The following is a 13,616-nucleotide window of genomic DNA, read 5'->3' on the forward strand; positions in this document are numbered from 1 at the left end:
GCTTATTTTTTCTCAGATTTTTTAAGATTTCGGCTGGTTAGAAAGTAATATGCCAACACAGAAATCGCTACACATGCCCCCATAGTAAAGAGCATTGGTGCGGCGGTATCCATTTTCATTGACGCGACTAAACTTCCCATAATTGCGCCCACTGCAAAACGTACGCTGCCAATCAAAGAATTTGCCGTTCCCGCCATTTGAGGGCATCGTTCTAAAGCTGATGCCATTGCATTTGATGAAATCACTGGATTTGGACCGACAAAAAAGGCAACGCCAATTGCCATTGGCCAAAATCCGAGATTTAAAAGTGCGGTCAAAATTAGCCACATTCCAGAAAGGAATTGAATTGTGAGGGCTATCCGTAACATTGTTTCTGCGCCCACTTTAGTGACAAATCGGCTATTCAAAAAGGAGGCAAAGATCATCGTAACAATATTCATCATAAAGAAGTAACCAAACTGATCGACGGGAACGCCATAAATACCGATATAGACAATTGATCCTGCAGTAACAAAAGCAAACAATCCGCCAAATCCAAAAGAGGCGGCAAACATATAGCCAAGTACTTCTTTTTGCTTCCAAAGCAGAAGGAAATTGCGAGCGATAATATTTAGGCGCAGTGGAATGCGATTTTCTTTTTTATGGGTTTCTGGAATGATGAAAAAGACTAATGCAGCGGCTAATAATCCCACGAGCGAAATAACGTAAAAAATCGCATGCCAGTGGAAAAATTTAACGATGTAACCACCAATAATTGGCGCAACTAAAGGCGCAAGCATAAATACTAACGTGATGGTGGACATCACTTTGGATAGCTGATCTTTACTAAATAAATCACGCAATAATGCGCCTGAAAGTACAACTGGTGCGGCACCAAAGAAACCTTGCACAAAACGAAGTGCGGTGAAATTTCCGACTGAATTTATTTCGGTGAGTACTAAAGCTGTGAGCGCACCTACAATGACTCCGAGCAAAATGATCGGTTTTCGTCCGAAACTATCACCAAAAGGCCCCCAGAAAAGCTGACCAAACGCCATGCCATAAGCAAAAGAGGTGAGCGTGTGTTGTACTTGTTCTGGACTCACGCCGAGATCTTTCGCAATTTCTAAAAAAGACGGCAAATACATATCCACGCTAAAAGGCGGTAGCATGGAGAGAATACCGAGCGTAAGAATAAAGATAAAAGTAGATTTTTGCTGACTCATCTTATTTCACCAAACTTTCAATTTCGTTTTGAGTCAATGGGCGGAATTCGCCTTCTTCTAAGGATTCATCTAGTACAACATCCCCAATTTTCCAGCGATGTAATCCAACGACTTTATTCCCAAGTGCGGCAAACATACGTTTTACTTGATGATAGCGACCTTCAGAAATCGTCAGATTTACATTGTAATCATCTAAAATTTCTAATTTCGCTGGTTTAGTGGGTTCTTTTTCTCCGCGTAATAAAATGCCTTCCGCACAAGCCGTTGCGTAATTTTCTTCTACGGGATCAGCTAATGTCACCAAATAGGTTTTTTCACAATGATGTTTTGGGGAAGTGATGCGATGTGACCATTGTCCATCATCGGTAAGCAATACGAGACCTGTCGTATCCACATCTAAGCGACCTGCGCTATGTAATTTGCCCGCTAAAGGGTAATCAAAAAATTGATAAATAGTTGGATAGTCACCGTCATCATTAGAGCAAACACAGCCTTGTGGCTTATTCAACATAAAATACTGGCCTTCTTCCACCCAAGTTAATAATTCATCTTCAAAATAAATTTCGTCTTCTTGTGAAATTTGAACCGAACCACTTTTGACAATTTTACCATTAATTTTTACCGCATTTTGGCGGATCGCTTTTGTTGCCTGAGAACGCGTTAATCCCGTATTTTCAGCAATAAATTTATCCAATCTCATTATGTTTTCTCTTGTTAAAATTCGCTAGGCATTGTACAGGTTTTTGCTTTTAGAACGAAATAAAAAAGGCTGCAGATCAAATTGCAGCCTTTATCGATCAAGCTTGGTTAAACCACTTCACGTAATCAAATTGATCGTAATATTTTTTCCCATTCCAGCTAGAAAACTCAAAAATATCGCCCACCTGATTTTGCTTCTCGAAGCCTTTTATATAATAAGCCGATTTAAAAGCAGGGCAGGGCTTGTGAGTAAAAATCACTTTATTTTTGAAAGGGAGTTGATCAAAAAGTTGAATGTCTTTTTCGGTTACACCGTCTCGATCTGTCATCATAATAAAAAGATTATCGAAATTCATTCGTGACGTGCGAAGTTGCCATTTTTCATTGGCTTCTTGCTCACTGTGATAGTGCATAAAATGAATTTCAAGATCGGCAAGTTTTCCCACGGGATAACTTTTTTCTGTTTGTACGAATGTGAGAGGTTGAGTGCGGTAGAAATCTATATTTTGTAAATAACGCAAAAAATCCTGTGGCGAGAGATAGAGATTCACAAAAGGGGAATTAAACGGCTGGTGCAAATCATGTAAGATAAAAGCCCCAACGCAATTGGAAGAAATGACTGTCATGCCTTGGTTAGTCAATTTACGTTGTAATGAACGATTGATAAAAAATCTTTGGCATTTATTCACCGCACTTTTGATTTTTTGAAATGGATTCATTTTCTTATCCTCTATGATTTTCTTGTGAAAATCCTACCTTTTTTGCTGAAAAATGAAAAGTCTAGCTAATGCCTCGCATCAAAAAATTTTGTAATGATTTTGTGAAAATTTGCAGTCTGTCACAATTTTTTGGATAAAAAACCGCTATAATCGACGCAATATTTCAATCCTGTTTCAATAAAATGGAGCATTTATTATGAGTGAACAATTACGTCAAGCAGCCTTGGATTTCCATGAATTCCCAATTCCTGGAAAAATCGAAGTTACCCCAACAAAATCATTAGCAACGCAACGCGATCTTGCTTTAGCTTATTCACCGGGTGTGGCAGAACCTTGTTTAGAAATTGAAAAAGATCCTGCAGCCTCTTACAAATATACGGCGCGTGGCAATTTAGTGGCGGTGATTTCCAATGGTACAGCGGTACTTGGTCTTGGCAATATCGGCGCGCTTGCGGGAAAACCTGTAATGGAAGGGAAGGGCGTGTTGTTCAAAAAATTCGCAGGTATCAACGTATTTGATATTGAAGTGAATGAACATGATCCCGATAAACTTGTAGATATTATTGCCTCGCTAGAACCAACTTTTGGTGGGGTAAACTTAGAAGATATTAAAGCACCAGAATGTTTCTATATTGAACAAAAATTGCGTGAGCGAATGAATATTCCTGTATTCCATGATGACCAACATGGAACAGCGATCATCAGTGCTGCCGCGATTATCAATTCTCTTCGTATTGTAGGTAAAAAAATTGAAGATGTTCGACTTGTGGCGTCTGGTGCGGGTGCAGCATCTATTGCGTGCTTGAACTTATTGCTTTCTTTAGGTATGAAACGTGAAAATATCACGGTTTGCGATTCGAAAGGAGTGGTATATAAAGGCCGTGATGACAAAATGGATCAAACCAAAAAAGATTATGCAATTGAAGATAATGGCTGGCGTAAACTTGGTGATGCTATTCCAAATGCAGATATTTTCTTAGGTTGTTCTGCGGCTGGTGCGCTTACACAAGATATGGTGAAAACCATGGCTGCGCATCCAATTATTCTTGCTTTAGCTAACCCAAATCCTGAAATTACCCCGCCAGAAGCGAAAGCGGTTCGTCCTGATGCGATTGTATGTACAGGCCGCTCTGATTATCCAAACCAAGTAAATAACGTGCTTTGTTTCCCATTTATTTTCCGTGGTGCATTAGATGTGGGCGCAACCACTATTAATGAAGAAATGAAGCGTGCAGCAGTTTATGCCATCGCTGACCTTGCATTAGAAGAGCAAAACGAAGTTGTAACTTCTGCTTACGGTGGTGAAGGTGCGACTTTTGGTGCAGATTATGTGATTCCTCGTCCATTCGATCCTCGCTTAATTGTGCGTATCGCACCAGCGGTAGCAAAAGCCGCAATGGACTCAGGTGTGGCAACTCGTCCAATTCAAAATTGGGATGCTTATGTTGAAAAACTAACTCAGTTTGTTTACAAAACGAGCTTGTTTATGCGTCCTATTTTCAGCCAAGCAAAAGCGGCAAAACAACGCATTATTTTGGCGGAAGGGGAAGAAAATAAAGCATTGCATGCCACCCAAGAAGTGATTTCAATGGGCTTGGCAAATCCAATTTTAATTGGTCGCCGTAGCGTGATTGAAGAAAAAATTAAAAAACTTGGTTTGCGTTTAACTGCCGGTGTGGATTTTGAAATTGTGGATAACGAAGATAATCCACGCTATGAAGAATGTTGGAAACATTATTACGAGCTTACTAAACGTAAAGGCATTACACCTGCAATCGCAAAACGTGTCGTGCGTTCTAACACAACTGTATTAGCTTCTACGTTGCTTAGCTTAGGTTATGCAGACGCTTTAGTATGTGGTTTATTTGGTTCATACGGAAAACACCTTGCATCTATTCGCGATATTATTGGCTTAAAAGATGGCGTGAAAACTGCCGCTGCTTTAAATAGCCTTGTATTACCGACGGGTAACGTATTCTTAACGGATACCCATGTAAACAGTAATCCAAAAACGGAAGAATTAGCTGAAATTACTTTAATGGCAGCAGAAGAAATTCATCGTTTTGGTATTGAACCTGCGGTTGCATTGCTTTCTCATTCTAATTTTGGTTCATCTAATTCATTAGGTGCACCAAAAATGCGTGAAGTGTTACAGATCGTCAAAGAACGTAATCCGCACTTAATGATCGATGGTGAAATGCGTGGCGATTTAGCGATGAATGAAGCTCACCGCAAAGAAGTCATGCCTGATAGCCCATTGAAAGGAAGCGCGAATTTATTAGTATTCCCTGATTTGAGCTCATCACGTATTAGTTATAGCTTATTACGCGGCACTACTACGGCAATTACCGTTGGCCCGATCTTAATGGGGATGAACAAATCCGCGCATATCCTTAATCCGGGTGCGTCTGTTCGCCGTATTATTAATATGATTGCCTATGCTGCGGTGAAAGCACAACAAGGGTAATCGAAAAAGTGCGGTAAATTCCCGACGTTTATTTAATGAGGCCTCGATTTTTCTCGAGGCTTTATTTTTACTTTCTAGTGAATGTGATTAGATAAAATTGCGCTACACAGAATTCGGCATATTGTTTACATTTGAGATTAAGTAAAACTATGCGAAAATTGACCGCACTTTAAGACTTTTGTCATGTCGAAAAGGAACAGACCGATAGACAGTTGCCTATCTTTCTTCAATTTAATACGGCTTGGATGCCGTTTTGTTAGTGGTTTTTACAATGAAAAAAGCGCATTCCCCTTTATTCCCGATCTTCACTTTCGTGTTGATTAATCTCATTATCCTTTCCTTATCCCGTTTGGGACTTGCTGTATGGCAATCAGAGCGTGTATCTGCCGTAGATGGCTGGTTGCAATTATTTTTGCAAGGTGTACGAATGGATGTGGTGGCACTTTGTTATTTATTTGGTGTATCTGCATTGCTCACAACGTTATTTCATAGCAGTAAAGTTTGGGTAAAAATTTTACGCATTTGGTTAACCCTTGGTAGCGTGTTCATTATCTTTATGGAAATTGCCACTCCAGCCTTTATTGAAACCTACGATTACCGTCCAAATCGTTTATTTATCGAATATCTGATTTATCCGAAAGAAGTTTTTTCAATGCTGGCTGAAGGGCATTTAAGTGCGGTGATTTTTAGCCTTGTTTTCACGATTTTAGCTGCCGTGATTTATTGGAAAATTTCTGGTTGGGCAGTCAAAAATTTACGTTCAATGAGTTGGAAACTTCGCCCTGTGATTGCTTTGCTTGTTATTGTCGTGAGTTTCCTTGGAGCGCGTTCAAGTTTTCAACATCGTGGTATTAACCCCGCCATGGTGGCATTTTCTTCTGATGCGTTAGTGAATTCTTTGGTGCTTAATTCGGGCTATTCCGTCATTTATGCTGCTCAGCAATTTAAAGATGAAGAAAAATCTTCAGAAATGTACGGAAAAATGGATGCAGATGAAATGTTTCGTATTGTTAAAGCTAGTCGTGGCCGCCCAGACAGCGATTACATTTCAGATAAATACCCAACTTTAACGAAAAATGTCGCGACTTATCAGGGTAAACCTAAAAATATCGTGATTTTGTTACAAGAAAGTCTCGGTGCTCAGTTTATCGGAACGCTCGGTGGCAAACCACTTTCTCCAAATGTGGATCAGCTCGCAAAAGAAGGGTGGTTATTTGAAAATCTTTATGCAACAGGCACACGTTCAGTACGCGGTATTGAAGCAACAACCGCAGGTTTTACGCCAACACCAGCTCGTGCAGTGGTGAAACTTAATAATGCCCAAAGTGGTTTCTTTACTATTGCGGATTTATTACATAAACAAGGCTATAACACTTCCTTTATTTATGGCGGTGAAAAGCATTTTGACAATATGGCGAGCTTTTTCTATGGCAATGGCTTTAAAGATATTTGGGATCAACAAGATTATCAAAATCCAACATTTACTGGCACCTGGGGTGTGAGTGACGAGGATTTATTTGATAAAGCCAATGAAACTTTCACGAAATTACAAAATGAAGGTAAACCGTTTTTTAGTTTAGTGTTTAGCTCCAGCAATCACGATCCATTTGAATATCCAGATGGAAAAATTGAGCTTTATGAGCAACCAAAAGCCACTCGTAATAACGCGGCAAAATATGCGGATTATGCCTTAGGTCATTTCTTTAAAATGGCAAAACAGTCTAATTATTGGAAAGATACGATTTTCTTAATTGTTGCGGATCACGATTCTCGTGTAGGTGGAGCAAGTCTTGTGCCAATTAAGCATTTCCATATTCCAGCCTTGATTCTTGGTGATGGCATTACGCCACGTCGTGACAGCCGTCTTGTGAGTCAAATTGATATGCCAACTACATTACTTTCTTTAGCAGGCGTTAGTGGCAATTATCCAATGATTGGTTTTGATTTAACGCAAGATGTAAACCCAGACCGTGCCTTTATGCAATACGATCAAACTCAAGCAATGATGAAAGGCAATAATGATGTGGTGATTCAAATGCCAAATAAAGCGGCACAAGGTTATCATTATGATAAAGCTTCAGAAACTTTAACGCCAAAAGACGTACCCGATGCAATGAAAAAAGAGGCATTGGCTCACGCTTTATTAGGCAGTTATTTATATAAGAATCGCTTGTATTCCTCGGGTGAAAACAAATAAACGGAACGCCAGCTTAAGCTGGCGTTTTTTTAGTTTTCAAAAACAAACTGTTCACGTAATTGATGTAATTGATCGCGAATTGCTGCGGCTTTTTCAAATTCCAAATCTTGGGCAAATTTATACATTTGTTGTTCCAGTTTTTTGATTTGTTGTTGATATTCTTTGGCATTTTTCGGTGCATTATAAAGTGCGGTTGGTTCTGCTGCCATTTTTCCACGTTGTTTATTGGCTTTCGCTTTTTGATTTGCACCTTGTCCAATATCTAACAATTCACCGACTTTCTTATTTAATGCTTGTGGCACAATACCATGTTCTTCATTGTATTTACTTTGTTTTTCACGACGACGGTTGGTTTCGGTAATGGCTTTCTCCATCGATTTGGTGATGCTATCCGCATATAAAATCGCTTTACCGTTTAAGTTTCGTGCAGCACGACCGATGGTTTGAATTAAAGAACGTTCGGAACGTAAAAATCCTTCTTTGTCGGCATCTAAAATCGCCACAAGAGACACTTCCGGAATATCTAAACCTTCACGTAATAAGTTAATCCCAACCAATACATCAAATTCGCCTAAACGCAAATCACGGATAATTTCCACTCGCTCCACGGTATCAATATCAGAATGTAGATAACGTACTCGGATCCCGTGTTCATCTAAATAATCCGTTAAATCTTCAGCCATTTTCTTGGTGAGTGTTGTGACTAAAACGCGCTCATTTTTATCCGCTCTTTGGCGAGCTTCAGAAAGTAGATCATCCACTTGAATAGACACGGGACGAATTTCAATGAGTGGATCAAGTAAACCAGTCGGGCGAACCACTTGATCGATGATTTCACTGCCTGATTTTTCTAATTCATAAGGCCCTGGAGTTGCGGAAACATAGATGGTTTGTGGAGCTAAGCGTTCAAATTCTTCAAAGCGTAACGGACGATTATCCAAGGCGGACGGTAAACGGAAACCATATTCGACTAAGGTTTCTTTACGTGAACGGTCACCACGATACATTCCGCCAATTTGAGGCACAGTTACATGAGATTCATCAATAATTAAAATAGCATCAGAGGGCATGTAATCGAATAATGTTGGTGGTGGCTCGCCCTCATTTCTTCCCGATAAATAGCGAGAGTAGTTTTCAATCCCCGAGCAATAGCCTAATTCATTCATCATTTCAATATCAAATTGGGTTCGTTGGCTAATTCGTTGTTCTTCTAAAAGCTTGTGCTCTTTAATGAAGTATTCACGGCGTGATACCAGTTCTTTTTTGATATTTTCTATCGCATCTAAAATACGTTCTCTTGGCGTCACATAGTGAGTTTTAGGATAGATCGTAAAACGTGGTACTGCACCAAAACTACTGCCAGTGAGCGGATCAAATAAACTTAAACGCTCGATTTCATCATCAAATAATTCAATACGCACCGCACGATCATCAGATTCCGCAGGGAAAATATCAATAATTTCGCCACGAACACGGAAAGTTCCACGCTGAAATGCTTGATCATTGCGGGTATATTGCAATTCCGCTAACTTCGCTAAAATTTGGCGCTGATCGATAATTGCACCTTGTTGTAGATGCAACATCATTTGTAAATAGCTATCAGGATCGCCCAAACCATAAATTGCAGAAACGGAAGCTACCACGATGGTATCTCGACGTTCTAGAAAAGATTTAGTTGCTGAAAGACGCATTTGTTCGATTTGATCATTAATAGACGCATCCTTTTCAATGAAGGTATCACTACTAGGTACATAGGCTTCTGGCTGATAATAATCATAGTAAGACACAAAATATTCCACAGCATTTTCTGGAAAAAAGGCTTTCATTTCTGCATAAAGCTGGGCCGCAAGGGTTTTATTTGGTGCAAGTAACATTGCGGGTCGATTTAATTGAGCGATCACGTTGGCTATAGTAAACGTCTTTCCCGAGCCTGTTACCCCGAGTAAAGTTTGATGCGCCAAACCATCCGTTAAATTTTCAGCTAATTTTTCGATAGCTTGTGGCTGATCGCCAGAGGGACGAAAGTCAGAATACAGAATAAATGGTTTTGTGTTGATTTTTTCAGACATAAAGTGCGGTCGGTTTTTTCATAGTTTTGAATAATGTCTATTTTAGCATATTTACTGTGTAAAATTGATCAGGCAAAAATGTAAGTTTTACACAGGCTTAGCGATGTCAAGAGGAAGATGTCACAAATTCATAAAAAAAACTTTAATTTTTTACTAGACAAAACTTAACTTATTGATTTTAAATTAAAATTCAATTTTAGGCTAATCTGTAATCAAGATCGAATAATCCTTGTAAGAACAAGGGATCTGCAAAATTTTAAAAAGTTAATCCACAAAGTTATCCACAGGCTCTGTGGATAGAAAAATAAATATTAGGTGATATATAAAAGATGAGAAAATTTTTTGTTTTTTATGAAATTTTTTTAAATTTTTCATTGACAAGCTAACTATCGACCATTAAAATTCGCGCCCTGTTCCTTGTGATACAAAGTTTATTCCTCCTTAGTTCAGTCGGTAGAACGGTGGACTGTTAATCCATATGTCGCTGGTTCAAGTCCAGCAGGAGGAGCCAATTTTTCTTTTGGTTTAGAGTTTGTTTGTCTCCTTTTACAAATTCTAAATTAGCAACCAAAAGATTTTGAGCCCATCATGTTGATGGGCTTTATTTTTAACTTCAAAATAGGATTTTGCTTCCGCCAGTTGAGATGGTTGTGCCGTATAACAAGCTTAAGGCAAAAAATAGCATTATTCCGCCTGCTATTAATTTCACGATACTTTCGCTTTTTCCCTTTGTATGTTTTGAACTATACCAACGCCCTAAGTGAATCGCAGTATTTCGCGCATAACGTACAATTCCCGCGAAGGCTGACAGCATAAGTCCTGTGCCGAAAGACATAGCTAATACAGCTAAAATTCCCCAGCCATAAAGATCAAGCATATAAGCTAAAAATAAAACGAAAATTGCACCGCTACATGGGCGCATACCAATTGTTAAAATGACGAGAAATTGTGATTTTAGATTGGTTGCTTGTGCAGTTTGCGTGGAGCTTGGTAAATGTTGGTGTCCACAGCTACAAGTGTTTGGTTGAAAAGTGCGGTTATTTTTCACCGCACTTTTTTCGTGTAGGGGGAGGGGATTGAGGGATTTAATGGTTAATTTAGCTTTTTTACGATAGGCACGTAAACCTTGCCAAATCCAATAAGAGCCGAGAAATACCAATAATAGCAAGGCGGCTCGTTCTAACCAATGCTGACTTAATTTGAAATAACGTGATGATAGATTAAGTACCACAACGAGTAATGTGGTTGCTGTAATGGCGACAATGCCTTGCATTAAGGAAGAAAGCAAGCTCAAGATAGTACTTTGTTTTAATTGGCTTTCATGAGTGGAAAGATAGCTGGCGATAATAAATTTGCCGTGTCCAGGCCCGAGGGCATGGAGTACGCCGTAAACAAAGCTGGCAAAAATAAGCGTAATGCCTGCCTTGATACTATTATTTTGAATTTGATGTAAATTTTCCGAAATAAGTTGATTAAAATCTTTTTGCCATGCAGCAATATGTAAGAAAAACCAAGGGGAAAAATAGCCAAGTAAGGCAAGTGCAATCACTAATAACACGAGCCCAGTTTTATATTTTTTCATTTCTACTCACATTGAATTATTATTTTTTGCGCGAACATTACACCTAAGGAATCATCTTCGTTCTTTTGGGATTTATCAAGTGAAGATGCGTAGGTTTGGATTTTTTCATTCACATTAGGTTCAATTAATTTTCCTTGGCAATTTTTCGGAAGTGCGGAAAAATCTACCGCACTTTTTGAGGCGTAAGTCATCGCCACATAATAAGTGGGATCGTAAGTTTGTAAGCTAAATGTGTTTTTTTCTAAATTTTGAGAATGGGCGAGTGGCACATCAAAATAATATTGTAGCTGTAATCCTTGGATTTTTACGCCGTAATTTTTGGGGTGAGGAGAATATTTAATTTTGTTATTTTGAGCGTCATATAGATAGCTGAAATAATGTTCACTCACAACATTTCCCATGACATCATCGATGAGTTTTTGCTGATCATTTTTTGTTTTAGCCTGTTTCATATCATAAATAACTGCGGACGAACTTGGTTCATCCAATGTCCATTTCATTGATAAGCCGGTGAGTTGATTATTTTCTATGATAGGAGTGGTTTGCATATCTATAAATGCATGGGGATGAGCTAAAACACCACAACTAATGAATAGACCGAGTAATAATGAATACGTTTTCACAAAAAATCCTAATTATTTTGAACGTTAGCATTAGAAGTTGTTTATTCTACACGCAAAAAACAATTTTTCTGTTAAAAATGTTGATGTAAATCAAAAAAACTCTCAATAGCATTTCCTTTACCTTTCAATATTCAGTAACATAGTTCCGTCAAGTGATTGCTTGATATTCATAAAGTTCCTAAATAAAATAATCATAAATATAGCTAAACTACTTTCCTGCCACCCGTTTCGGGTGGTTTTTTTTATCTATTATTTGCCTATTGTTAGGCAAATAAAGAAACTTCAAGTAAAATGACCGCACTTTCTATTAGATAAAGGATAAATATGTCAACTCAATTTGTATATACGATGCATCGTGTCGGTAAAGTGGTGCCACCGAAGCGTCATATTTTGAAAGATATTTCTTTAAGCTTTTTCCCTGGCGCTAAGATCGGGGTTTTAGGTTTAAATGGTGCGGGTAAATCAACCCTTTTACGCATCATGGCGGGCGTAGATAAAGAATTTGAAGGGGAAGCTCGTCCACAGCCAGGAATTAAAATTGGTTATCTTCCGCAAGAACCAAAATTAGAACCGCAACAAACAGTGCGTGAAGCAGTGGAAGAAGCGGTTTTTGAAGTGAAAAATGCACTTACTCGTTTAGATGAAGTTTATGCACTTTATGCGGATCCGGATGCGGATTTCGATAAACTGGCAGCAGAACAAGCCAATCTTGAAGCCATTATTCAAGCACATGATGGGCATAATTTAGATAACCAATTAGAGCGAGCGGCAGATGCATTACGTTTACCTGATTGGGATGCCAAAATCGAACATTTATCTGGTGGTGAGCGTCGCCGTGTGGCACTTTGCCGCTTATTGCTCGAAAAACCAGACATGCTCTTATTAGACGAGCCAACCAACCACTTGGATGCAGAATCGGTGGCATGGTTAGAGCGATTCTTACATGATTATGAAGGCACTGTTGTGGCAATTACCCACGACCGTTATTTCTTAGATAACGTAGCTGGTTGGATCTTAGAGCTTGACCGCGGTGAGGGTATTCCTTGGGAAGGCAACTATTCTTCTTGGTTAGAGCAAAAAGAGAAACGTTTAGAGCAAGAACAAGCAGCTGAAAATGCTCGTCAAAAATCCATTGCGAAAGAGTTAGAATGGGTGCGTCAAAATCCAAAAGGCCGTCAAGCGAAAAGCAAAGCACGTATGGCTCGTTTTGATGAATTGAACTCTGGCGAATATCAAAAACGAAACGAGACTAACGAACTCTTTATTCCACCTGGTCCACGCTTAGGTGATAAAGTGATTGAAGTGCAAAACTTAACCAAATCTTATGGCGATCGCACTTTGATTGATGATTTATCATTTAGTATTCCAAAAGGTGCAATCGTTGGGATTATTGGGGCAAATGGTGCGGGTAAATCAACCTTATTCCGTATGTTGTCAGGTCAAGAACAACCAGATTCAGGCTCTGTGACAATGGGTGAAACCGTTGTGCTTGCTTCGGTAGATCAGTTCCGTGATTCAATGGATGACAAGAAAACCGTGTGGGAAGAAGTGTCTAATGGACAAGATATTTTGACCATTGGTAACTTTGAAATTCCAAGCCGTGCGTATGTGGGCCGTTTCAACTTCAAAGGCGTAGATCAACAAAAACGCGTGGGCGAATTATCAGGCGGTGAACGTGGTCGTTTACACTTAGCAAAACTTTTACAACGCGGTGGCAACGTGTTGTTATTGGACGAACCGACCAACGACTTAGACGTGGAAACCTTGCGTGCATTAGAAAATGCGATTTTAGAATTCCCGGGTTGTGCAATGGTTATTTCGCACGACCGTTGGTTCTTAGACCGTATCGCAACACATATTTTAGATTATGGTGATGAAGGTAAAGTCACGTTCTATGAAGGTAACTTCTCAGACTACGAAGAGTGGAAAAAGAAAACCTTAGGCGATGCAGCAACTCAGCCACATCGTATTAAATATAAACGTATTGCGAAGTAATTTATATTGAGAAAGTGCGGTTGATGTTAACCGCACTTTTCTTACTTTTTTGGGAGTGAT

Annotated in this window: 9 protein-coding genes and 1 tRNA gene; 4 read left to right on the forward strand and 6 right to left on the reverse strand. The window is 39.2% G+C overall.

Annotation, left to right across the window (positions count from 1 at the left end; genetic code table 11):
* Positions 1–2: 2 nt before the first annotated feature.
* The 3 genes from AAX15_RS04320 to AAX15_RS04330 all read right to left on the reverse strand — a co-directional run bounded on the left by AAX15_RS04320 (position 3) and on the right by AAX15_RS04330 (position 2,623).
* The gene (locus AAX15_RS04320; RefSeq protein WP_046939290.1) at positions 3–1,205 is read right to left on the reverse strand and encodes a Bcr/CflA family multidrug efflux MFS transporter; all 1,203 of its coding nucleotides are present in this window, start codon (positions 1,203–1,205) and stop codon (positions 3–5) included.
* A gap of 1 nt (position 1,206) precedes the next feature.
* A complete protein-coding gene (rsuA, locus tag AAX15_RS04325; RefSeq protein ID WP_046939291.1) occupies positions 1,207–1,905 on the reverse strand; it encodes a 16S rRNA pseudouridine(516) synthase RsuA in 699 nt (232 codons plus the stop codon).
* A 97-nt stretch (positions 1,906–2,002) separates the two neighbouring features.
* Entirely contained in the window at positions 2,003–2,623 is a 621-nt protein-coding gene (locus AAX15_RS04330; RefSeq protein ID WP_046939292.1) for a DUF1919 domain-containing protein, read from the reverse strand.
* Between the two features lie 196 nt (positions 2,624–2,819).
* On the opposite strand from AAX15_RS04330, the gene AAX15_RS04335 reads away from it, so the two are divergent.
* Positions 2,820–5,090: an NADP-dependent malic enzyme gene (locus AAX15_RS04335; RefSeq protein WP_046939293.1), complete on the forward strand. Its 2,271-nt coding sequence runs from the start codon at positions 2,820–2,822 to the stop codon at positions 5,088–5,090.
* A 271-nt stretch (positions 5,091–5,361) separates the two neighbouring features.
* A complete protein-coding gene (locus AAX15_RS04340) occupies positions 5,362–7,287 on the forward strand; it encodes an LTA synthase family protein (protein WP_046939294.1) in 1,926 nt (641 codons plus the stop codon).
* A 29-nt stretch (positions 7,288–7,316) separates the two neighbouring features.
* Here AAX15_RS04340 and uvrB read toward each other — a convergent pair whose 3' ends face one another.
* Complete coding sequence (uvrB, locus tag AAX15_RS04345; RefSeq protein ID WP_046939295.1) at positions 7,317–9,356, reverse strand: excinuclease ABC subunit UvrB; 2,040 nt, start codon at positions 9,354–9,356, stop codon at positions 7,317–7,319.
* Positions 9,357–9,791: 435 nt separating this feature from the next.
* Between uvrB and AAX15_RS04350 the strand changes: the two genes are divergently transcribed.
* Positions 9,792–9,867, forward strand: a tRNA-Asn gene (locus tag AAX15_RS04350).
* Positions 9,868–9,969: 102 nt separating this feature from the next.
* Here the strand turns inward: AAX15_RS04350 and zevB are convergent.
* Both zevB and zevA read right to left on the reverse strand, forming a co-directional pair.
* A complete protein-coding gene (gene zevB, locus AAX15_RS04355) occupies positions 9,970–10,938 on the reverse strand; it encodes a zinc transporter permease subunit ZevB (protein ID WP_046939296.1) in 969 nt (322 codons plus the stop codon).
* Positions 10,939–10,940: 2 nt separating this feature from the next.
* Complete coding sequence (gene zevA, locus AAX15_RS04360; protein ID WP_046939297.1) at positions 10,941–11,561, reverse strand: zinc transporter binding subunit ZevA; 621 nt, start codon at positions 11,559–11,561, stop codon at positions 10,941–10,943.
* 324 nt (positions 11,562–11,885) lie between these two features.
* Between zevA and ettA the strand changes: the two genes are divergently transcribed.
* The gene (gene ettA, locus AAX15_RS04365; protein ID WP_046939298.1) at positions 11,886–13,556 is read left to right on the forward strand and encodes an energy-dependent translational throttle protein EttA; all 1,671 of its coding nucleotides are present in this window, start codon (positions 11,886–11,888) and stop codon (positions 13,554–13,556) included.
* Positions 13,557–13,616 lie beyond the last annotated feature (60 nt).

The organism is Haemophilus haemolyticus (assembly GCF_001008275.1).
Lineage (GTDB): Bacteria > Pseudomonadota > Gammaproteobacteria > Enterobacterales > Pasteurellaceae > Haemophilus > Haemophilus haemolyticus_P.